Source organism: Candidatus Woesearchaeota archaeon (assembly GCA_021734105.1).
Classification (GTDB): Archaea; Nanobdellota; Nanobdellia; order Woesearchaeales; family SKGA01; genus SKGA01.
Window position 1 is genome coordinate 17,721 of the sequence record JAIPJP010000006.1, and the last position, 22,974, is coordinate 40,694.

Genomic DNA, 22,974 nt, shown 5'->3' on the forward strand with positions numbered 1-22,974 from the left:
TTAGTAAACATTCACGCTAGTAAATACAAAAAGTACGAACGGTTAGTAACCGCGGACTGAATACCTCGTTGCCTCGGTACGTACATCCCGGTCCTATCAACCCCATCTTCTATGGGAGTTCTCATGTCTCTTTTCAAGGAGAGTTTCGTGCTTAGATGCTTTCAGCACTTACCTCTTAACGCGTAGCTGCTCGTCGTACCCTATCGGATAAACGATCCACCAGTGGCGTCGAACCATCGTTCCTCTCGTACTAAATGGTCCTTCCCTTCAGACAATAAACAATTCCAGTAGATATTAAACAAACTGCCTCACAGCGTTCTGAACCCAGCTCACGATCCCTTTTAATGGGTGAACACCCCCACCCTTGGCACCTTCTGCAGCGCCAGGATAGGAAGAGCCGACATCGATGTAGCAAGCCGCGCCGTCGATATGAGCTCTCGGGCGCGACAACTCTGTTATCCCCGGAGTAACTTTTCGGTCATGCCTACCCCCCAGTCAAGGAGGTGTAGGAGTTCGCTAGACCAAACTTTCGTTACTGAGATCAATCTTGTTATGATCCCAGTTAGGCTGACTTTTGCTCTTGCACTCTACAGCGGATTTCTGACCCGCTTGAGTCAACCATTGGGCGCCATTGATACCTTTTCAACGGCGTGCCACCCCAGCCAAACTGTCCACCAGCAGCGGTCCCACATTACGTGGTAGAGTAATGTAAAATTCAAGAAATGGTGTTACATTGTTGTCTTCACAGAATCTGGCGACTCTGCTTCAGAGACTCCCATTTACGCTATATAACAAATCTCACATCACAACAACTGGCTACAGTAAAGTTTCACGGGGTCTTCACTTCCCACTGGAATTCTCCGGCTTTTGCACCGGAAAAGAGTGTTCGGAGGGTACTAGTTAGGGACAGCGGTAATCTCGTTACGCCATTCATGCAGGCCGTCAATCAAACGGCAAGGCATTTCGCTACCTTAAGAGAGTTATAGTTACCCCCGCCGTTTACCAGCTCTTAGCTCCCTTGAAAAGGAGTTTTAAGTACAGGCACTGGGCAGACGTCACCGACTATACACACTATTACTGGCTTGCAGTCGGTTATGTTTTTGTTAAACAGTCGGACTACCTTTGTCACCAAGCCCTACAAAAGCATATATACATACACTAAAGTAGGGACCCCTTATACCGAAGGTACAGGGCCAATGTTGCTGAATTCCCTTAACTAGTTTTTCCCTTCACACCTTAGGCTTCTCACCTAGGGGCACCTGTGCTGGTTCTGGGTACGAATTTTAGTGATCTTTTTGTGTTCCTTTTTCATGGGCTCCAGGCATCAACGAAATAGTGCATACACACTACCATTCCTAGAATTGCTCAGTTTCTCAACATGACGTTACTCCACTGACCTGTTCTAGTTAGCAACAACGATAATCGTTGTTCATCTAGCCCGAAGCGTCAGAAACACAACTTGTGTTACCACACATACACTAAAAGTACAGGAATATTAACCTGTTTCCCTTTCCCGAATATTCGAATTACGAAGTCGGTTAGGATCGACTGACCCTTGACTGATCTACATTGTCAAGGAACCCTTGCCCTTTCGGTGACAGCGATTCTCACGCTGCTATGTTCCTACTCTCACCAGGATTTTCATTACTGCAGGATCCACACATGCTCGTGCACATGCTTCTTCTCTTGCAATACGCCTGCCTACCGCACTGCTTTCGCAGGCCCGTAGTATCGGTAATCTATTTAGCCCCGTCCATTTTCGGCGCCCACAACCTTGACAAGTAAGCTGTTACGCACTTTTTAAAGGGTGGCTGCTTCTAAGCCAACCTCCTCGCTGTCTGTGGTTATGGACAACCTTCACCCTTTAACACTGAATAGATATTTTGGGACCTTAACTACGGTCTGGGTTGTTTCCCTTTCGCGACTCACCCTTACGACGAGCCGCCGTCCCCCAAGGTCTACGACGTAATGACATTCGGAGTTGGAAAGTGAACCGAGGGATTTCTCCCCCTAAATCCTCTATCCGTCGCTCTACCTTCATTACAATCTCGCTTGAGACTTGACTACGGCCAACTTTGGCAGGAACCAGCTATCACCGGTCTCGATTGGCTTTTTACCCCTAATCCCAGGTCAGAAAAGCACTTGCTCGTAGCACTTCTTCAGGCCTCCACGATGTGTTACCACCGCTTCACCTTGCCCAGGAATAGATCGACCGGCTTCGGGTCGTGTCCAAGTGACTTAAGGCACTTTCATACCTCGCCCCTCGTAAACTGCGGGCTCTTGATTTCTCTATGACTCCTCCTTTAAGGATTAATCTCGCCACTCAGACACACTCCCTGGCACGTTATTCAAAACGCACGATGCACATCCGTAAATGCGCATCCCACCATAACTAGTAGGTTTCAGGACTTTTAACTCTCTGTCAAGAGTACTTTTCAGCGTTCCCTCACGGTACTATGCTCTATCGGTCTTGAATTATATTTAGGGTTGGAAGTTGCTGCCTCCCACATTCATGCATAATATCCAATATACACTACTCTTGGACACGTCAGTATCTTTTCATTTTTTTCTTACGGGACTATCACCCTCTTAGGTCTTTTGTTCCAAAAAAGTTCAGATAAAATGATGAAGATCCAATAACGGCCACACCACATCTCCTTTACATTTCTATAAAGGATTCAGTTTGCCCTTCGCTGCTTTCGGTCGCTCTTACTTACAGCATCCCATTTGGTTTCTTTTCCTGCGGGTACTGAGACGTTTCAATTCCCCGCGTTAGCCGCTCTTATCGAGCTTTAAAACGAAGTCGTATTCGGAAATTTCCGGTTCAAAGGTTGCTTGCGCCTCGCCGGAACTTTTCGCAGCTTGCCACGTCCTTCTTCGCATATCAAGCCAAGCCATCCACCTACTAGCCTTATTTATTTGTAGTAAACATTGCTAGCGTGATCTTTACTAGTTGTCTTTTTTCCTTTGCACGGGTTTCATCAACATAAATATGAATGTCAGTATTCTTATTTCCGCGGGGATACGCGGTTGTCTCTAATCCCTTTTGGCCAACAACGTTTCAGTCATTGGACAATTTCATCTATGAATAAATGAATATGATGTATGATTTGTTAAGTTAATTTTTTCATCTGGTTGGCAAACAAGGTAAATCGCACAAAGCTATTTCCTAATGTTCATCGGCATAGTAGCATTTTTGCATTTCAAAAAAATAGCAAAAAGTGGACTCATCGGTAGTCTCGTTTTACTCAGGACCAATTCATCCTGTCTGGCACAATACTATAAACTGGACTCATCGGGATTCGAACCCGAGGCCCCCGCCTATCTTGACAGAACGTTAAATTCTGATAATCAGAAAATTGTTCTGCGTGCAAGGGCGGTGCTCTACCGGACTGAGCTATGAGCCCATGCCAGTGATGAAAATGAAGGAAGGCAAACGACAGTCAACGTCAATCTTGAGTTTTTCTTTTTCAAAGCATCTTACAACACAATCGTGTGATAAGAAAAAAAAAGAAAAGGAGGTGATCCAGCCGCAGGTTCCCCTACGGCTACCTTGTGACGACTTAATCCGCCTCACTGAAGTTAGGTTCAATCTACTCAAAAAAATAAATTTTACCAAACTCCTGCTCGGTTGATTTGACGGGCGGTGTGTGCAAGGCGCAGGGACATATTCAACAGAATTTGATGAAATCTGTTTACTAGGGATTCCGGCGTCATGCGGATGAGTTACAATCCGCAATCCGAACTGAGGTAATGTTTAAAGGATTAGCTTCTCCTTTCGGAGTCGCAGCCCATTGTCAATACCATTGTTGCGCGCGTGTAGCCTAGAAGATTCGGAGCATACAGACCTACCGTTGCCTACACCTTCCTCCTTGTTTCCAAGGCAGTCCCCTCAAAGTGCTCAGTCCTACATGTAGCTGTTAGCAATAGAGGGTATAGGTCTCGCTCGTTGCCAGACTTAACTGGACACCTTACGGCACGAGCTGACGGCGGCCATGCACTACCTCTCGGCTCGTCGGGTAAGCCCTTCAGGCTGACCTTCTTCCTGCCGTCGCTTCTAGTAAGGTTCTCTGTGTATCGTTAGATTAAACCGCACGCCGCACCCCTGGTGGTGCGCCCCCGCCAATTCCTTAAAGTTTCAGTCTTGCGACCGTACTTCCCAGGCGGTGAGCTTAACATCTTCATTTCGACACTACGCATCCTCAAGAGATGCGTAACATCTTGCTCACAGCGTTTACTGCTAGGACTACTCGGGTATCTAATCCGGATCGCTCCCCTAGCCTTCGTCCCTCACCGTCAGATCCGTTCTGGTCAGATGCCTTCGCCATAGATGGTCCTCCAAGGATTATCACATTTTACCGCTCCCCCTGGAATACCTCTGACTCCTCCCGGTCTCTAGTTTGGTAGTGTCTCAAGCACGCCGACAGGTTGAGCCTGTCGATTTCACAAGAGATTTACCAAACCGGCTACGGACGCTTTAGGCCCAATAAACGTGGTTGCCACTCGTGGCGCTGGTGTTACCGCGGCGGCTGGCACCAGTCTTACCCACCACTTATTCGCTAAGATATTTACTCTTAACAAAAGCCTATACAATGTATAAGCACTTAGGATCCCCTTATCACACTTGCGTGCATTGTAAAGGTTTCGCGCCTGCTGCACCCCGTAGGGCTGGAACCAGTTTCTCAGTGTTCCTCTCCGGGCTACCTCTCTCAAGGCCCGTACCGATCGTTGGCTTGGTGGTCCATTACACCACCAACTACCTAATCGGCCGCCGCCCCATCCTATGGCACAAGTTTCAGAGAAAGACCATTCCAGGTACAATCCCCTATCGCTGTTTACCCTCAGTTTCCCGAAGTTATCAACGACCATAGGTTAGGTTAGCGACGTGTTACTGAGCATTCCGCCGATAAATAAATATCTGACTTGCATGGCTTAGTCGAATCCTAATAGCAGCAACCTCCCGCAGGATCAACGGGAACTATGTTATTGAGTACGGTCGGTTGTTAGGTTTTACTTTTACTATTTGGTTTTTGGTCGCAAAGATTAACAAGAATTGTTAATTTCAAAAATTTTCAATTTTTGTTAAATTATCTATAACAAATAAGTTAACAAATCTACAAGAAGTGTTTTCCATTCAGTTTTAGACAACTTTGCTAATTTTAAGGTTTGACGAGTTACGTCGTTTGCCTTCCAGATACGATAGACTAAGTTTATCGTACGTATGAGTTTTAACTTATGTCTTTGCCAATCAACGGTTCGTGATTGGGAGAATGGTGGTCATGTGCATGCATTGTTTAAATGCACGTAGCGCCAAGGAAAAGTTGAAGGCTTTTTAAAGATTTGCCTTTCTTGCCTCGCTTGGCACGGAGTAAAGATTTGCTTAAAACGTACAATTCTCCCCCAACAGCGCATTTGTAAAAAATGCGAGTAGCAACAAGGACTTCGATTTAATTTATAAAGATTTGCCTTCTTTACAAAGTATGAAACAATAAGGATATTTATTCTCGTAGTAGCTACACAAAAACTATTGCTCAACACATTCCTAAAAAACTTAATACGGATTAAGTCAAGCGCTGATTGAGTCAAGCGCTAAAGCATAAAGAAAAATAAGCAATAAATTTCGTCTAAACTAGTTACTAATAGCTCGCTGTCCGCTGCTTCCTGTGTGCTAGTTGTTGTTTAATTGTTTATTAATTGACTGACTCTTAGTCACGGTGTAGACCAAAGCAAAAAATAAATCTTCGCAGTATGTAAAAAAGTTCATTTCCAAACAAACCCCTTTTTCCGAAACATTTATATATTAGTTTGCCCTACCTCCTCTTTGTTGACTTTAAATCAACAAAATACAGTATACAAAACTGTGACGGGATAATCATGAGCAAAAAAGAACAACAAGAAACTAAGCAAAAAACAACCAGTAAGCAAAATGCTAAAACGCACGTTGCAAGTACAGCAACAGAAGAATTAGAAAAGAAACTTACAGCAAGTAGCGAGAACTTTTTGCGACTGCAAGCTGAGTTTGCTAATTTTAAAAAACGAGCAGAAGAACAACAAGCAAGAATATATGCATCAGCTACCTGCAACGTACTCAAAGAATTTGTAAAGGTATTTGATGATTTCGAGCTTGCACTTAAACACACCAATAATGCTGACGAATTCAAAAAAGGCATGGAAATGATTTTTGCAAAGTTCATAACAACTGGTGAAGAAATGGGTCTTGAGCGCATTAAAACAGTTGGAGAAAAATTTGATCCGTATCAACATGAAGCTCTTCTTGCAGAACAAAGTAAAAAAGAAGAAAATTCAATTTTAGAAGAATTACAATCAGGCTACAAAGTAAAAGACGTTGTCATTCGAACAGCGAAAGTAAAAGTAGCAAAAAAATAGTAAACAAAAACAAACAAAAAAAAATAAACAGTTATAAACAGTTATAGGCTATCGAGCAAAGCGAGGTGCACAACACTCGCCTATGCAAGAATGGCTAAGTAAAGGTAGAAAAAAAATAATAAAAATAATAATTAAAAGAAATGAGTAAAAAAATGAATCGTGACGTTATTGATGATATTTTTGGCACAGAAGAAGAAGTGAGAAATATTATGCGAAGAAAATTACCAGACTATTTAACAACAAATATACAACAACCACGACTATATATTATTATTGAAGATAATAAAACAAATCAGGAGTCATTATACATCCTTAAACCAAAACTAAAAAATAACAATCATCGAGGAACTGAAGCAATAAAAACATTTAGTATAAACCCCTCATATACTACAAAAACAAATAAAAATTATTTGCAGTTAGACAAATTAAAGGAAAACAAAAATTATCAAAACTGCGCATAAAAAAACAATACAATAACAATGATCTGTATTATCTACGCGCCACTCCGACGGAGCCAACCCTCGGCGCGCCACACAAAAAAATTGAATGTGATGGACGATAATACATCATAAAAAAAATCAAAAAAACAAAACAAAGGTGATATATTATGAGTAAAGTTATAGGAATCGATTTAGGAACAACATTCTCAGCTGTTGCTGTACTCGAAGGCGGAAAACCAGTAATAATGCCTAATGCAGAAGGATCGCGAACAACACCAAGCGTAGTTGCAATTAAAGGTGATGAACGACTTGTAGGACAAGTTGCAAAAAACCAAGCAGTTCTAAATCCGGACAACACTGTTCGTAGTATAAAGCGACACATGGGTGAAGACTACAAAGTAACACTTCAAGGTAAAGAGTACACACCGCAAGAAGTAAGCGCGATGGTTCTTCAGAAATTAAAAACGGATGCTGAAAATTATTTAGGACAAAAAGTTGATAAGGCCGTTATCACAGTTCCCGCATACTTTAGCGATGCGCAGCGACAAGCAACAAAAGACGCAGGTAAAATTGCAGGTCTTGAAGTACTTCGAATTATTAATGAACCAACAGCTGCAAGTTTAGCATACGGTCTTGATAAAGGAGAAGAACACACTATTCTTGTCTTTGACTTCGGCGGAGGAACATTTGACGTTTCTATCTTAGAACTCGGTGACGGCGTCTTTGAAGTAAAATCAACAAATGGAGACAATCATCTAGGTGGAGATGATATTGATCAAATCTTAATTGATCACATCGCTGATGAGTTCAAAAAAGAAAACGGTATTGATCTTCGAGAAGATAAAACAAGTTTACAACGCCTCAAAGAAGTTGCAGAGAAAGCAAAAATAGAATTATCTAGTAAACAAACAACAGAGATTAATCTACCCTTTATTACTGCAGATGCAACAGGTCCAAAACACCTTAACATGAGCGTTAGTAGATCAAAATTTGAACAACTCATCGCAGGCATTATTGAAAAACTAAAAGGGCCAACAGAAAAAGCACTCAAAGATTCAGGTCTAAAAACAAGCGAAATTAATAAAGTTATTTTCGTTGGTGGTTCAACAAGAATTCCCGCTGTACAAAAACTTGTAAAGGATTTGACAGGAAAAGATGGCGATAAAAGTGTTAACCCTGATGAAGCAGTTGCTCTTGGCGCCGCAATACAAGGTGGAATTCTCGCTGGCGATGTAAAAGATGTTTTATTACTTGATGTTACACCATTAAGTTTAGGTATTGAAACACTCGGCGGCGTGTTTACAAAAATCATTGATAAAAACACAACCATTCCAAGTAAAAAAAGTCAAGTCTTTAGTACTGCAGCCGATAATCAACCCGCAGTAACCATTCGTGTTGGTCAGGGTGAACGAAGTATGTTTGCAGATAATAAATTACTTGGTCAATTTGATCTTGTTGGTCTTCCTCCCGCACCACGTGGCGTTCCACAAATTGAAGTAACTTTTGATATTGACGCAAATGGTATCGTGCATGTAGGTGCAAAAGATTTAGGAACTAATAAAGAACAATCAATTAAAATTACTGCAAGTAGTAATTTAACTGACGAAGAAATTGAAAAGATGAAAAAAGATGCAGAAGCGCATGCTGATGAAGACAAAAAGAAACGTGAAGATGTAGAAACTATCAATCAAGCAGAAACACTTGTTTTCTCATCTGAAAAATTGTTCAAAGACTTTGAAGGCAAAGTAGATACTAAAGCGCTTGATGAAGTTAAAAAAGACATTGACGAACTCAAAAAACTCATTGAAGCAGAGAAAAAAGACACTTCTGCAATTAAAGCTAAGCTTGATGCAGTAAATGAAAAAATGCAAAAACTTTCGACAGAAATGTATGAAAAAGCAGCAAAAGAGCAAGCAGCAGGTCAACAAGCAGACGCAAACGATAAGAATAACAAGTCAAACACCAATAAGCAAAAGTCTGAAGATGTTGTAGATGCAGAGTTTGAAGAAGTCAAAGACGAAAAAGCTACAAAGAAAGATAAAAAGGAAAAAAACTAAACCTTTTTATGTTTCTAATCTTTTTTTAGTACTAGCTACCCAAAACATTTGTTTTGGGAAAGCGGTACTATTGAGGTGGAGTCATTGGAATTAACAAAAAACGTACATAACTTTATTGCTTTCATACAATCATTAAGCCCAACAAGCAGAATTGCGGCAGTTCACGACACAGATCCTGATGGAATGAGTTCTGCGGTTCTACTTAAAAAAGGCTTAGAAAAACTCAACTTTAAACTAGAATTAAATATTCCTAAGCATCATGGAGAACGTAATATTCATGACGAGCTACTCAAAGAACTAAAAGAGCACAATATTGATACAGTTATTTATCTTGATATTGCTGCTGAGACATATCCTGATATAAAACGATTAGAAAATTACAAAGTACTTGTTTTAGATCACCACCCCACAATAAAAGATATTCCAGTTAATTTTACCATTATTAAACCAGAATCATTACAAGACGAATTAGATAATCATCAGTTTTGTACTGCAGAGCTTGTTTATCGATTATTTTCTGAACTAACTTCAATGGAAGAATTACAATGGCTTGCTTGTGTGGGAATAATTGGTGATTCTTGTTACAAGCCTAGAAAAAATTTTGTTGATAAAGTATTAACAGAAAATAAAGTACACATCAAACCAAATATTTTTGATACGGAGTTTAGCGACGTGACTGAATTTTGTTCATATGCCGATTGTGTAGGCACTAAACACGCTTATAAAACAGTGTTTGAAAGTTTATATTATGCTAAAGAGTACAAACAAGCAATTGAAAGCCTTAAAGAATTTGCTCCAGTAAAAACTGAAATTCACAGAGCACTTGATAATTTCGAAAAAGAAAAAGAAGTACATGGCAATATTATTTTTTATAATTTCCAATCAGATTATTATATTAACTCTGTTGTCTCAACCATTTTGTCACACAACAACACAAAACCAAGCACTACGCTTCTTGTTGCTCAAGAAGTGGGTTCGTTTATGAAAATTAGTGCTCGAAGACAAGATATGAAAGAAAATATGGGTAAATTACTCCAAAAAGCAACAAAACATTTGCCTGATGCAACAGGCGGAGGACACATCCCTGCAGCAGGTGCTACTGTTCGAAAAGAAGATTTTAATGATTTTAAGAAAAATATTCTTAAGGAACACAAGAAAAAGTAAATAACAAAATCATAATAATAAAATCATAAAAATCCACATTACAAGTATCTTACTCACACCCTAAAAAACAAGGTATAAAGTGCGCATTGCATAAACTAGTGAATTTTTAAGATTCAGCCAACGAAAAAAAAATTTTGATAAAAAAGGGCAGTAAATCCCAAACAAATTCCTTCAAAATTTTTTTAGTATGAGCGTAGTATAATAATATTTAGTATACTAATATTATGAGTAAAGAAACAAAAGGAGTGATAGTTTGACCAAAAAAGATTACTACAAAACGCTAGGCATTAACAAAGACGCCAGTAAAGAAGAAATTAAGAAAGCGTATAAAAAGATGGCTAAACAATACCATCCTGATTTAAACGAAGGCGACACTGAAGCAGAAAAAAAATTTAAAGAAGTTAATGAAGCAGCAAGTGTTCTTGGTGATGATAATAAGCGAGCACAATACGATCAATTCGGCAGCGAAGGTATGAAATATGGCGGTGCTGGTGGTCCAGGCGGTGGCTTTGGAGGTTTTAATTTTTCAGGTTCTGGTTTTGATTTTAATGATATTTTTGACTCTTTTTTCGGCGGCGGAGGAGGTGGCTTTAATACTGCTGGCAGACGCGGTCCCCGACAAGGAGCCGATCTTCGATATGATTTAGATGTAACCCTTGAAGAAGTTGCAACAGGTGTTGATAAAAAAGTTAAGATGAAAAAGAAAATCACCTGTAATGATTGTGATGGTCATGGTGGTCATGGAATAACTACCTGTGCGCAATGTGGTGGTAAAGGTGTTACAACTACTGTTCGACGAACTCCTTTTGGTGCTATGCAAACGCAAACAACATGTAATGCCTGTAACGGCATGGGTGAGGTTGTTGATGAAGTCTGTACTACTTGTCAAGGAAAAGGTTTTGTGCATGGCGAGAAAACTATTAAGATTACTATTCCTGAAGGTATCGAAGACGGCATGCGGCTTCGAATGCAAGGCGAAGGTGAACCAGGAGAACCTGGCGCGCCAGCTGGAGATTTATACATTTTCATCCATGAAAAAAATCATCAATTTTTTCGTCGCGATGGAACAAACCTATATATTGAAGTTCCCATTACATTTAGTCAAGCAGTTTTTGGTGATAAAATCACGGTACCGACAATTACAGGAAAAGCAGAACTTAAAATTCCTTCAGGAACACAACCAGGTACTCTTCTTCGCATGAAAAATAAGGGTTTACCACATGTACAACATAGCGATATTGGAGATCAATACGTTAAAATTCAAGTGGAAGTGCCAACAAGTATAAGTAGAAAGCAAAAAGAAGCACTTAAAGATTTTGAGAAGGGGCAACAGGAAAAGAAACCTCACGAAAGACTTTTTGAGAAAATTAAAAGTGCGTTTGAGTAAATATTAACGCCACCTTGCAAATAACTTAAAGTTCATCGCATTTGCAAACAAAGTAAAGCAAATAGCTGCGATAAATGATAGACATTTCGAGCAGAACCTTAAGAAAAGCAGAGATTTTCTTGAGGCGCCAAAAATACACAGTATTTTTTTAGCACGAGAACAATGCTGCGCAAAAAAAGAGCATTTAAATAACAAGAATAAACTACATTATAAGACAAACAAAATTTAATACAATAACAAATAATAAAAAAAATAGAGAGGTTAAACATTATGACAGAACAACAAACAAGTAAAGAAGAACAAATTGGCTTTCACAAAGGCTCCCTTGCAACATTAGCAAAAGAACGTGAAGAACTAGCCCGAATCTTAAATATCGTTGAACAACTTATGCAAATGCATCTTGGTGGTTTAAAAGAATTAGGCGTTGATCTTCAAGCAGATGCGCAAGTAGCAGAAGCAACAAAACCAGCTCCAAAAATTGAAAAAAAGAAACCCATTGAAGACATTTTGTAAGCAAGCAATTTTTTGTTGCCTTAAAAGTAAATCAAGCAAGGAGTATTCGCTAAAAAATTGAAGATTTTTGGCGTGCCAAAAATGAAATAATTTATGTGCGTTGCTAAAAGCAAAATTACCGCGAGCGATATGAGCTAATTATCTGCTTTGCGCAAAAAAAATCTTCGCAATATGGAGCACACAAAAATGGAACAAATTTTCTTTTCTTTTTCTCAACTTTTCTCACTCACCATAGCACATACTGATACAGGCAATTTTCTCATCAATTCAAACACATCAACTCCAGAAAAACAATTTCTTATGCCTGGCATAATTAAGAAAACACGAGCAGGTCTTTTCTTTATTCAAATTGAAGATAAGTCATTCACCACGCATAAAAACAGCAAATTCGAAGTAGGACAAGAAGTTGCGTGCGTCGTGGAGCCAAAAATACAAGATAATCAAATTAAAGATTTTTTAGTTGTCGGTTTAGAAAAGATACATAACAAAGATATTCTTAAAAGTCCGGAGTAAATTGTTCCCAAACAATACCAAGCACTCATGTTGTTTTAGTATTCCTCATTGTTAAAAAAATAACGTGAAAATTTGAAAAAGAAAGTTTACTAAAAAAATTGCAAGTCAATCATGACTTCTTCTTATAAATACAGATTTTGCTTAATAAGTGTTTCGCATAAATATTTAAAGAAAACAAACCATATAAAAAGATAGTATGAGACTAGTTCACAAAATGTTAATTCTTCTATTTCTTTTATTAAGTGCACCTGCACTAGTTAATGCTCAGCAAAACAATCTTAACGTAAATAATTCTCTAACAGATGATGATTTTGTTATTACATACTCACCAACCCAAGCTTCTATTGATTTTAACTGCACCGATAACTTTAACTCTGTTAGTGAGTGTGAGAAAAGTTGTAGTGAAAGTTGCGTTCTTAAAGAAGGGTATTGTTTTGCATGTGAAAAAACTAAGAAAAACAGTTTTTTATCCAGATTATGGAATACAATAAAAGGACTGATGCAAACAACCACAACAAGTTCACAAAAAGATGAAAAACAAAAAATAACACCCGAAACACAGTTTACAACAAATAGTGAGTTAATTGCAAATATAACACTAAAAGTAATCACCCAACAACCTGATAAAAATACTGCTGTTGCAATACGAAGAGCAATGGAAAACGCGAGCATACAAGAATTATTTAAACTTAAAAGAGTTATTAACGAGTATTGTCGGAAAAAACAATCTACATCTTATGGTAATTACATAGATAATCCTGAATGTAAATATTTAATGAATGAGTTAAAAAAAAGGGGCGATATGCTTAAAGAAGAAACGTTTGCAAACATTCAACAAGACGATCCTGATTTTGTTAAAAAACTTAATGAACTACAGGCGTTACTGGAAGTTTCTTTGAGCGCAACAGGCGAAGAATCTTTCTTTTCAAAAGAAAATATAGAAAAAATTAATCGAGAAACAAAAAAGAAATTTAGAAAGTGGTTTGAAGCACAACTCGTTGCAGATAATGATTCGCTAGAAGAAGCAGTACAATTATATATCCTCATTAAATCAATGGAGCGTGCAAATGACGATTACACCAATGCAGAAAGTAAGCCGGGTTTACTTGGAAATGATATTAAAGAGCGTATTGAAAATGCAAAGTATAATGTTGCAAGGCAATTGTTACGAAAAATATTTGAAATAGATGTTTGTAATCCAGACCCTGCAAAACTTGAGGAATTAAAAAAGTTGCTTCGACCAAAAACAAAAGTTGGCAATCCTCGATTGTTTTGTTATGAAATGGCACATAAAGAGGCGTGTGATAATATTTTTTCTGGAGACTTAGTAAGTGCTTATACTTGGTTATATGACAAAGGAGATTTTAAAAATAATAATCCTGAGCAGTTACCCGCACCTCCAATAGATTGTACTAATAAAACAATACAACAAGACATTAAGAAAAGCTCTATTGATTTGCAAAACACAACATCTCTTAATAGTTCAACACTTGCCAATTCAACCAATCAAACAACACAAAAGATTCCCACTCCGCAAACTACTAGTAATCAAGAACTCCCAGAAGAAACACAAGAAGTAACACAAAAAGAAATACAGCAAATAACACAAGAAGAACAAGAAATAATACCTTTGTCATGCGAAGTGCTCATCACCAAACACGAACTCGTAGGATGGGAATATGAACTCTTGGAGTGTAGACAAAGTTTCGAAGAAAGTATAATGTATTGGAATGAGTGTGGTTTTCCACCGCCGACAATTATGGTAGAGCCTGAAGGCTTTGAGTGCTATGAAACAATGGACAACAGCATAGATACCAACCTAATAGTTCCTTGTCAACCCAGACCAGTCCCGCCACCAGAAGTGGTTATGTGTGTAGAACAGTTCTTAAACGAACAACCTATATAAAATAAATGCAATAACAAAACAAAAAAAGTTTTAATAATTACGCATTAAATGCGTCAAGAGGGCTTGTTAATCCTTACACTTCTTTAGGAATAAAAAAAATTCTTAACGCAGATATTACGCAGGTATACACAAATTTGTCTGTCTGCTTGTTCGCCTTAAGAATTCTTTAAGGCGTCTTTAAAACCACATACTCTTCTTTTTAAAGAAAAGCCAACTAACCTATAGTTTTAAAAAATAGTAAATAATCCAATAAATATATGAAAAAATTTGTTGATATTGAAACTCCTTATTCAGGAAATACTAAACAAGAAATAAAAAGAAATCTTCTTTATGCAAGAGCGTGTGTTAGAGATAGTTTGCTTCGTAAAGAAACACCTTTTGCTTCGCATTTATTTTATACGCAACCCGGAATACTAGATGATACAATCCCTCAAGAAAGAGATCTGGGAATTAATGCTGGAAAAGACTTAATTGAATCTCTGCCAGATATTGTTACTGTTGTATATCAAGATTTAGGGATTTCTAGAGGCATGCAATACGGAATTAGTCGGGCTGAACAAAACAAAAGAACTATAGAATACAGAATTCTTGGAGATGGCTGGGAAAAAAAAGAGATTGATATCGCAAAGAAACACGCTCATGCTTTACTCTGGGGCTTTAATGGGCAATAAATCCCTTATCCTAACACAATATAAAACATCTTCTTTTAGTAATGGCTCAAATTAACTTTAAAAGTATGTTTCATAACACTATGCTCTCACCATAAAATTTCTCGCTAAAAAATAATAAAAACTAAGAACGAATCATTATGTGAAAGCAGTTAATTTTTCGAAATTAGAATCAAAAAGATCTGCTTTAAAAAGATAGAATACTGCCTTAAAGAAATTATCCTTGGTGAACAAAGCCAATAGCAACATATATTTATATAGTCATAGAAAACAACAACGTTTTATGCAAGAAGAAAAATATCACCACATCAATTTAGAAAAACCTAAACAATATAATTTTGTTCGAGGCAGCTCCATAGAAGAAACTACTGCTTTTCTCACTTCAAGTAAATTGTCTATGGGTTTGCCACCCTACAGCGAGCTTAATACATTATATTTTTGTGCCCATCATAATTTTCCAAAAACATTTCCATTCTCAAAAGGTTTTGCTGCAAATAAAGAAGAAAACATTATTGAAGTGATTAAGGACTTTGCTAAAATGCATGCATTTCAGGATTATTTAGCTAAATCATTTCATTTTATAGCTCAACAAGGAGTTAATTTTGATGACTTCTCAGCTCAAGAATTATTTAAAAAATATAAAAAAATATTCAATGCAAAAAATATTTCTGAAGATAGTGTACATGCAAACTATTTTGAAGCGTTTAAACGAAATGGTGTTGCAATATATTTTAATAATGATTTACTCGCCCATACTATTGAGCCAGACCCCGAATTTGATTATTATACTGAAAATAACGCAATAAAAATTACTTCTAAAACACCCATCACGATAGATACAGTTATTGCTATTGAACCATTAGGTAAACAAGAAAAAATACTTCTTGAAGAATGGTTATAAAAAAATAATGTTCTGCAACACAAAAATGACTAAAAATCATCGTTTAGGATTGCTTTAAAAAAGAATTGCAAGGTCTACTGTAAAAAGATAGCATGATAGCATGAGCAACAATTATATTGCGAGTTCATTTGTTGATAAATTCTTTTGAGCAGAGTAAGAATACTTCTTCGCAATAAAAAAATTAATTCATCTCTATACAAAGCCTTTTCTACCAAACATTTAAAAAGAAAACTTATTAAAAATACGTATCATGAAAGCAATTATTCTTTGCGCGGGGTACGCAACAAGACTTTACCCGTTAACGAAACACACTCCAAAGCCACTGCTTCCTATTAAAGGAAAACCAATTGTTGAATTAATTATTAAACAACTAGAAAATTTAGCAAAAAAAGGGGAACTTGATGAAATTATTATTGTTACAAACAATAAGTTTGCAGAAACATTCACGAAGTGGGCTGAAAGTTTTGACTCGCCAACAACTATTGCTATTGTAAACGATGGCACAACATCTAATGACGATAGACTTGGTGCAGTTGGTGATTTGCTTTTTGCTGTGAAAAATCAGCAAATCAATGACGACGTGTTTCTTCTTGCTGGCGATAATCTTTTTGAAACTAATCTTGAGGAAATGGCAGATATCGCAAAAAATAAACATGCAAGCGTTATTGCAACCTACGATCTTAAAGACCCTCAACTTTTAGCTAATAAATTTGGCGTTGTACAAATTGATGAAACTAATAAAATTCTTACCTTTGAAGAAAAACCTGCCAATCCTAAATCAAGCTTAACAGCAACCGCAGTCTATCTTATCAAAAAAGACGACCTACATAAAATTAAGGATTTAGTCGCAGAAAATAAGAGATTAGACAACATGGGCGAGATGATTATTTTCTTAACTAAAGTTTCAGAAGTATATACTCGACCTATCGATAATTGGATCGATATTGGTAGTTTGGAAGATTATAAAAAAGCGAATGAAAAATAAACCTTTTCTTCAATTAGCTTTGGTAGCATAATAAGAAATGTGATAATTTCATTTTTTCTTTTTTTGATTTTCAAGCGCGTCTAAAACAAGGTAATTGCGAATGCTTTGATCGTAATAATAATCACCTTTTGTATATTCAATAGTAGAAATAATATCTTTAAAATCTTTTTTGCCGGCAGTAACCGCCATTTGATAATCTCGTACTGTTGATGCTGATGTTGAAGAATAATGATGGGCGGCACTTGCTTGTCCTGCAATAAATATTTCTTGTTCTCGCTTGGATAATGCTTCAAAATTATCATTAAAATTTTTAATTTCGCCAGCCGTATAAAGTTTATTTGCCAAGAGTTCTGCATTATAAATAATCGTCATGACTGCTGCGCGATTATGTTCTTCTGGCGTGTCATAGTCTTCCATACTTGCTGGAATGCAAAAATTATCAGAAAAATATTGATTTAAAGATGGCGCGCCGTTTGGTTGAATAATTTGTGAAGTAAATTGGAATGGTCCGTGGCTAAGCCATGAATCTCCCAGTGCAGGTATATTATAGATAAATTCAGGTCCTGCTTCTTTAAGGAGTTTATCAAAAGATGCAAGATTAAATGCGGGGTTAATATCAGGGAATAATTCTGTTAACGTGTAAGCAACTAGAATATTTTCGTTAAGATTGTTCATATAATTATCTAAGAATCGTTTTTTTTCATCGTGAAATGCTATACTTATCATACCATCTTTGGTTGCTGCTGAATCTCCGATACCATAATAATCATGTTTGTCAAGTGAAGAAAGCATATCATCTAACGTCTCACCTAAAGTTTTTTTAAATTCTTGCAGGTTTGATTTGGATGTTGTTTTTTGGTCGTATGCTTGGGCCCATATTGTTGCAAGGCCTGCAAATCGACCATTCATTTTTGCTACTTTTCGCGTCCACATAAAGTTCATTGCAAAATCAAAGTCTGTTTTTTCTGTAGCAAATCCAGTATACATTTTGTACATACCGTTAAGTCCTGTTGTTTTCATGAGTTCATCAAAAGAAAGATGATTAACAAGTGAAATAGTTTTATTCATTATATTTGTATCAACAGTTAATAAGGAATCATCAACATATGCTTTTTGTGCGCTGAGATTTCTCATAAATGCGTCTTTTTCATAAAAATAAGTAGTATCCTTGTCAGTAACAAGTCCAACGACTGCACCTTCAGGAAGAAAGTTTTCTGCAACTCTAGTAAAAAGTTCTTTGTCCGGCCTGCTTGTTGAGTCACTTGTTGAAAAAATTGCTCGCCCTCCGGAATAAAGAAGAAACCCTGCAAGAAGTGTTCCTGCGGCTAGTTTGCCTACTTGTCGTGCCTTGCGTAAAATGCTCGATTGGTGCGAAGTGTGCGAAGTGTGCGAAGTGTGCGAAGCGTAGCGGGTGTGTAGATCACGTGATAACTGTTTACTAGAATGCTGGCGAATAGTTTCGCCTAAAGACGCATCGGTAAATTCTATGACTCGTTCTTGTTGTAAAGGGCGAGCAAGTGGTTTTTTGGGTGTTGTAGAGGACTGAATGTTTGTATCTAACGTAGGTGAGAGCTCAACTATAGAACCAGGACTATAACCTTCATCTTCGTCTGCGCGATGAATTTCAAAAGGAATATCATCTAATTTCTTCTTATTTCCCATATAGCATATTATGGTAAAACTACTATTTAAATCTTTCGTTATTTTTATTACCTGTTAGTAGTAAACTGGTAATTCCGCGTGTTAAATGGCAAATAGCAATCAATTCAAACAAAGAAATTCAAGGAATACAGAACATCTACGAGCCTAAAAGCATAAAATTCATACAATAATCTCACTCACTTCATAAAGGACAAAGCAGAACATAGCCATCATAAAAAAAGAAATGGGGAGCATAGCAAAAAGTTCAATCTAAAAAAGAGATGCTAAACTCCAAAAGAAAAATCTCTTTGAAATATAGTACACAACTCTGCGTACACCTCAGCAAAATAATTTTAGATACTTTTCTCCCAATAGGCATCGCCAATATGATGTAACAACGTAACAACTTTACCAGAATCCATTTTGCGCATATCATCACTAGAAAATAATGCAGTTCCCACAGCAAGTGGCTTACCAAAACCTTCGTCAACAATGACAACAAGAGCGCCCAAACAAAAGGAGTCCATACGAACTATTCCTGGTCGCATAACATCTGCACCGTTCACAACAAACTTAATTGCTCCTTTATCAACAACAACGTGCGGTAATAATGTCGGATTATCTACTAAAAGTTTTAGTGAAGGACACCAAACATCATTAAACAAAAGAAAATAGAGTTTGTTATCAACAAATAATGCAGCATCATCTTGGACAACTTGAGATTTTTTAGTAAAAAGCCCCCTTGCAAAAGTATGTGCTTCAAGAAATTGTTTAATATCGCTTTTGGAAAACTGTTTTCGCATAAAGAGCCACTAGCGGCGATTATTTATAAAATAATTCTTTTTGAAAATAAATTTATTTATTAATTCAGCATAAACTTTATATAAGCAGCCAAAATGTTAAAAGTAAATCCAAATATGGGTGGGGTGATTAGTACGAAAAGTCATAAAAAACATTTAAAGAATAAAATAGCTCATCCCGCAGTAGATCAAGAAGCAAAAGAATCTGCTGAAATGAATGAAAGTCTTCCTGGACAAGAACCAAATGAAACAAGACGACATCATGATGAGCGCAGTGTAGCTAACAAAGAAACAACAACTTACAAAAGTAAACCTGCAAAAACAGGAACTGGTCCTGCGATCTGGCAAGTAACAACTATTGCATTAGCAGTACTATTAATCGCATCTATATTCACCCATGGATTTAGCGATATTTCCATTAATATAGATAAAGAAGGAAAAACAAATAATAAATTAACCGGACAATTAACTAGTGCAGTTTCTGATAAACTTGCTGTAGAACTCTACGTAATGAGTCAATGTCCATACGGTGTACAAGCTGAAGACACCTTATTTCCTGCAGTACAAGAATTAGGCGAAGAAAATTTTGATTTACAGGTTGATTATATTTCAACTGACTTAGGAAATGGCGCGTTCCAAAGTTTACATGGCCAACCAGAAACCGATGGCAACATTGTTCAGCTTTGTGCCCGAGATGTCGATGCAAGCAAATATCTTGATTTCGTTTTATGCATGAACAAAGATGCAAGCGCAATTCCAAATAATTGGGAAGCGTGTGCGCAAAGTTTAGATTATGATGTAGAAGCAGTACGTACTTGTTATCAGGGTGATAAAGGAAAAGAACTACTTTCTGAATCAGCAGCTAATAGTGTTAATGCAGGCGCATCAGGTAGTCCAACAATCATTGTTAACAATCAACCATATACCGGCGGTCGCGAAATTAATGATTTTAAGCGAGCATTTTGCGCTGCATTTGGTAATGATAAACCCACAGCATGCGATGATCTTCCTCCTGTCAAAGAGTTTGAAATGATTGTGCTTAATGATGAAAAATGTAATTCATGCGATACTTCAGGAATTGTGGGTGCAACAACAGGTTATTTCCCTGGCGCAACAATTAGAACTGTTGATGTTAGTAGCACAGAAGGAAAAGCACTTGTTAAAAAATACAACGTTGATATCGTACCCACCTATATATTTGCACCTGGCGTAACAGAAACACAAGTGTGGCAAGATGTACAATTTCAAACAAGTTTTGAAGCACTAGACGATGGTAGTTATAAATTATTAGATAGTATTACTGGTGCAACATGGTTTATCGATGAAGAAAAGCAAAAAGCTCGATTAAGCGAAATGGGAATTGTAAGCGGCGATAATAAACCACAAATTGATTTCTTTCTAATGAGTTATTGTCCGCACGGTAATCAAGCTGAAGAAGCAATGATTGGTGCATACGAACTCCTCAAAGATGATGCAGAGTTCTTCCCACACTATATTTATTATGAAAACTATCAAGGTGGCGGACCTAATTATTGTCTTGATGAGGAGAATAAATACTGCTCCATGCACGGCGTAGTTGAAGCTAGACAAAACGTTCGAGAACAATGCGTTCAAGAAAAGTACGGTCTTGATGCGTGGTTTGAATTTGTAATCGAAATGAACAGCGCATGCACATCACAAAACGCAGATGAATGTTATGTTGCAATTGCAGAAGACCTAGGCTATGATGTTGACTACATTGCAAATTGTGAAGAAGAACGAGCAATTGAATTTGCAGCAGAAGATGCTCGATTAATGAAACTCTTTGGTGCAAGCGGTAGTCCTGGAGTATATATTGATGGGATCTCATTTAGTGGCTCTCGAAGTGCAAGTGGTTATCAAGCAGGCCTTTGCGCAGCATTTGATGATGCTCCAACAGCATGCGATAATGTAGTTGTTGTCAATGATGCACCAGCAGTAGAAGGTAGTTGTTAAAACCATTCTTGTTTATTTTTTTATTTTTTATTAGTTTCTTTTTACTTTCTATTTCTAAAGTTATTTTTAAGTATAGTAATACTTATTTCATGTACACGCTAAACAGTAGCGCGTGTGGCTTCGTTCGTCACTAGACTGGCCTAGAAAAGTTTATAAACAGTGTCTCTCCCTAATACTATATCCAAAGAGGGTGTTGAGGGTTTATAATTGGAGGAATAGAAATGGATTCATTTATTCAAGATGCTATGATTAATGCTCAAGAGCGTGAAGAACGCCCAAAAGCTTCTAAACCAGAAAATGTGCTTGATGCAGAGCTTGAAGAATTGCTCAGTAGCCAAAAAGCAAAAATTAAAGTTATCGGCGCAGGTGGTGGTGGTTGTAACACTATTAATCGTATTGCTGAAGTTGGCATTATAGGAACTGAAACTATTGCAGTAAATACTGACGCGCAAGATTTACTTTATACAAGTGCGGATAAAAAGGTGCTTATCGGTCGAGATTTAACTAAAGGTCTTGGTGCCGGTGGCCAACCGCATGTCGGTGCTGAATCTGCTAAGGAGTCCGAATCTGATATTCGAAATGGCATTCAAGGCAGCGACATGGTCTTTATCACCTGCGGCCTTGGTGGTGGTACGGGTACCGGTTCAGCTCCAGTCATTGCCGAGATTGCAAAAAAATCTGGTTGTTTAACGGTTGCAATTGTAACGCTTCCATTCCAAATGGAAGGTGGACGACGTACAGAAAATGCAATTTTAGGTCTTGAACTTCTTGAAAAGAATGTTGATACGCTCATTGTTATTCCCAACGATAAACTTTTAGAAATAGCACATGACTTACCATTACACACTGCATTTAAAGTCGCAGATGAAATTCTCACTAACGCTGTAAAAGGTATTGCAGAGCTGGTAACCAAAGCAGGTCTTGTTAACCTTGATTTTGCAGATATTCGTGCTGTTATGGGCGATGGTGGTGTGGCGCTCATCGGTGTTGGAGAATCAGATACTGATGATAGAGCCGCTGAAGCTGTTGAAAAAGCAGTAAATAATCCTTTACTTGACGTAGATATTAGTGGTGCAAATGGCGCGCTTATTAATGTTGCAGGCGGTAATGATCTTAAACTTGATGAAGCTAAAACGGTTGTACAAGCCATTAGTGAGCGTTTAAGTGATGATGCCCGCATCATATGGGGAGCACAAATTAGCGAAGACCTTGAAGGCACTATTCGAGTCATGCTCATTGTAACAGGCGTACAAAGCTCCCAAATTACAGGCCGTAAATCGGAAAAATTTGATGGAAAAAGCGAAAAAGAAACTGATTTAGGTATTGAATTCATCAATTAGCATAATAACGGGTCTAAGCGGTGCTAAAACGCATACATGCGTTTAATTAACAACAGCCTTTAAAAGGCAACCTTTAAAAGGAGAAGCGCGCTTCTGAGGTAGGATTACACGATGAAAAGAGAAAAAATTCGTTCCTTCTACAAGGAATGCGTTCGAGTATTTCGCATTACTAAAAAACCTACCAGGGAGGAATATAAAGCAATCATGAAAGTTGCAGGATTAGGAATCCTTCTTATTGGATTGATTGGTTTCATCATTCACGCAATTGATTATTTTTTCAAAGTAAAAGGAGTTTAAA

At 37.5% G+C, this 22,974-nt stretch carries 16 protein-coding genes, 1 tRNA gene and 2 rRNA genes; 14 read left to right on the top strand and 5 right to left on the bottom strand.

Annotated features, from left to right (window positions below; all coding sequences use genetic code 11):
• Positions 1 to 22: 22 nt before the first annotated feature.
• The 3 genes from K9M74_01740 to K9M74_01750 all read right to left on the bottom strand — a co-directional run bounded on the left by K9M74_01740 (position 23) and on the right by K9M74_01750 (position 4,979).
• A 23S ribosomal RNA gene (locus K9M74_01740) occupies positions 23 to 2,926 on the bottom strand.
• A gap of 361 nt (positions 2,927 to 3,287) precedes the next feature.
• Positions 3,288 to 3,407 (bottom strand) — tRNA-Ala (locus tag K9M74_01745).
• A gap of 109 nt (positions 3,408 to 3,516) precedes the next feature.
• Positions 3,517 to 4,979 (bottom strand): 16S ribosomal RNA (locus K9M74_01750).
• The 16S and 23S rRNA genes sit together here with 1 tRNA gene alongside, the layout of an rRNA operon.
• A gap of 895 nt (positions 4,980 to 5,874) precedes the next feature.
• Between K9M74_01750 and K9M74_01755 the strand changes: the two genes are divergently transcribed.
• From K9M74_01755 to K9M74_01805, 11 genes are all read left to right on the top strand, one after another.
• The gene (locus K9M74_01755) at positions 5,875 to 6,387 is read left to right on the top strand and encodes a nucleotide exchange factor GrpE (GenBank protein ID MCF7798604.1); all 513 of its coding nucleotides are present in this window, start codon (positions 5,875 to 5,877) and stop codon (positions 6,385 to 6,387) included.
• A gap of 140 nt (positions 6,388 to 6,527) precedes the next feature.
• On the top strand, positions 6,528 to 6,848 hold the full coding sequence (locus K9M74_01760) for a hypothetical protein (protein ID MCF7798605.1): 321 nt from the start codon (positions 6,528 to 6,530) through the stop codon (positions 6,846 to 6,848).
• A gap of 146 nt (positions 6,849 to 6,994) precedes the next feature.
• Positions 6,995 to 8,884, top strand: coding sequence for a molecular chaperone DnaK (gene dnaK / locus K9M74_01765; protein ID MCF7798606.1), 1,890 nt, complete (start codon positions 6,995 to 6,997; stop codon positions 8,882 to 8,884).
• Positions 8,885 to 8,968: 84 nt separating this feature from the next.
• Entirely contained in the window at positions 8,969 to 10,048 is a 1,080-nt protein-coding gene (locus K9M74_01770) for a DHH family phosphoesterase (GenBank protein ID MCF7798607.1), read from the top strand.
• A 253-nt stretch (positions 10,049 to 10,301) separates the two neighbouring features.
• Positions 10,302 to 11,435, top strand: a complete 1,134-nt coding sequence (dnaJ, locus tag K9M74_01775; GenBank protein MCF7798608.1) for a molecular chaperone DnaJ — start codon at positions 10,302 to 10,304, stop codon at positions 11,433 to 11,435.
• A 270-nt stretch (positions 11,436 to 11,705) separates the two neighbouring features.
• Entirely contained in the window at positions 11,706 to 11,948 is a 243-nt protein-coding gene (locus tag K9M74_01780) for a hypothetical protein (protein ID MCF7798609.1), read from the top strand.
• 186 nt (positions 11,949 to 12,134) lie between these two features.
• Positions 12,135 to 12,461 carry a hypothetical protein gene (locus K9M74_01785; protein ID MCF7798610.1) on the top strand — a complete coding sequence of 109 codons (327 nt, stop codon included), beginning with the start codon at positions 12,135 to 12,137 and terminating at the stop codon, positions 12,459 to 12,461.
• A gap of 214 nt (positions 12,462 to 12,675) precedes the next feature.
• Positions 12,676 to 14,367, top strand: a complete 1,692-nt coding sequence (locus K9M74_01790) for a hypothetical protein (protein MCF7798611.1) — start codon at positions 12,676 to 12,678, stop codon at positions 14,365 to 14,367.
• 257 nt (positions 14,368 to 14,624) lie between these two features.
• Complete coding sequence (locus K9M74_01795) at positions 14,625 to 15,038, top strand: hypothetical protein (GenBank protein ID MCF7798612.1); 414 nt, start codon at positions 14,625 to 14,627, stop codon at positions 15,036 to 15,038.
• A gap of 280 nt (positions 15,039 to 15,318) precedes the next feature.
• Positions 15,319 to 15,936, top strand: coding sequence for a hypothetical protein (locus tag K9M74_01800; GenBank protein ID MCF7798613.1), 618 nt, complete (start codon positions 15,319 to 15,321; stop codon positions 15,934 to 15,936).
• A gap of 250 nt (positions 15,937 to 16,186) precedes the next feature.
• On the top strand, positions 16,187 to 16,921 hold the full coding sequence (locus K9M74_01805) for a nucleotidyltransferase family protein (GenBank protein MCF7798614.1): 735 nt from the start codon (positions 16,187 to 16,189) through the stop codon (positions 16,919 to 16,921).
• Between the two features lie 48 nt (positions 16,922 to 16,969).
• On the opposite strand, the gene K9M74_01810 is transcribed toward K9M74_01805, so the two are convergent.
• Both K9M74_01810 and K9M74_01815 read right to left on the bottom strand, forming a co-directional pair.
• A complete protein-coding gene (locus K9M74_01810; protein MCF7798615.1) occupies positions 16,970 to 18,583 on the bottom strand; it encodes a hypothetical protein in 1,614 nt (537 codons plus the stop codon).
• Between the two features lie 332 nt (positions 18,584 to 18,915).
• Positions 18,916 to 19,365 carry an RNA-binding protein gene (locus K9M74_01815; GenBank protein MCF7798616.1) on the bottom strand — a complete coding sequence of 150 codons (450 nt, stop codon included), beginning with the start codon at positions 19,363 to 19,365 and terminating at the stop codon, positions 18,916 to 18,918.
• A gap of 93 nt (positions 19,366 to 19,458) precedes the next feature.
• Between K9M74_01815 and K9M74_01820 the strand changes: the two genes are divergently transcribed.
• From K9M74_01820 to K9M74_01830, 3 genes are all read left to right on the top strand, one after another.
• Complete coding sequence (locus K9M74_01820) at positions 19,459 to 21,336, top strand: GILT family protein (GenBank protein ID MCF7798617.1); 1,878 nt, start codon at positions 19,459 to 19,461, stop codon at positions 21,334 to 21,336.
• 221 nt (positions 21,337 to 21,557) lie between these two features.
• Complete coding sequence (ftsZ, locus tag K9M74_01825; protein ID MCF7798618.1) at positions 21,558 to 22,676, top strand: cell division protein FtsZ; 1,119 nt, start codon at positions 21,558 to 21,560, stop codon at positions 22,674 to 22,676.
• A 111-nt stretch (positions 22,677 to 22,787) separates the two neighbouring features.
• Positions 22,788 to 22,973: a protein translocase SEC61 complex subunit gamma gene (locus K9M74_01830; protein MCF7798619.1), complete on the top strand. Its 186-nt coding sequence runs from the start codon at positions 22,788 to 22,790 to the stop codon at positions 22,971 to 22,973.
• Position 22,974: the final 1 nt, after the last annotated feature.

Coding starts and splice junctions, on each gene's coding strand:
- K9M74_01755 (MCF7798604.1), top strand. CDS start 5,875: ATGAGCAAAAAAGAACAACAAGAAACTAAGCAAAAAACAACCAGTAAG.
- K9M74_01760 (MCF7798605.1), top strand. CDS start 6,528: ATGAGTAAAAAAATGAATCGTGACGTTATTGATGATATTTTTGGCACA.
- dnaK (MCF7798606.1), top strand. CDS start 6,995: ATGAGTAAAGTTATAGGAATCGATTTAGGAACAACATTCTCAGCTGTT.
- K9M74_01780 (MCF7798609.1), top strand. CDS start 11,706: ATGACAGAACAACAAACAAGTAAAGAAGAACAAATTGGCTTTCACAAA.
- K9M74_01785 (MCF7798610.1), top strand. CDS start 12,135: ATGGAACAAATTTTCTTTTCTTTTTCTCAACTTTTCTCACTCACCATA.
- K9M74_01790 (MCF7798611.1), top strand. CDS start 12,676: ATGTTAATTCTTCTATTTCTTTTATTAAGTGCACCTGCACTAGTTAAT.
- K9M74_01795 (MCF7798612.1), top strand. CDS start 14,625: ATGAAAAAATTTGTTGATATTGAAACTCCTTATTCAGGAAATACTAAA.
- K9M74_01800 (MCF7798613.1), top strand. CDS start 15,319: ATGCAAGAAGAAAAATATCACCACATCAATTTAGAAAAACCTAAACAA.
- K9M74_01805 (MCF7798614.1), top strand. CDS start 16,187: ATGAAAGCAATTATTCTTTGCGCGGGGTACGCAACAAGACTTTACCCG.
- K9M74_01810 (MCF7798615.1), bottom strand. CDS start 18,583: ATGGGAAATAAGAAGAAATTAGATGATATTCCTTTTGAAATTCATCGC.
- K9M74_01815 (MCF7798616.1), bottom strand. CDS start 19,365: ATGCGAAAACAGTTTTCCAAAAGCGATATTAAACAATTTCTTGAAGCA.
- K9M74_01820 (MCF7798617.1), top strand. CDS start 19,459: ATGTTAAAAGTAAATCCAAATATGGGTGGGGTGATTAGTACGAAAAGT.
- ftsZ (MCF7798618.1), top strand. CDS start 21,558: ATGGATTCATTTATTCAAGATGCTATGATTAATGCTCAAGAGCGTGAA.
- K9M74_01830 (MCF7798619.1), top strand. CDS start 22,788: ATGAAAAGAGAAAAAATTCGTTCCTTCTACAAGGAATGCGTTCGAGTA.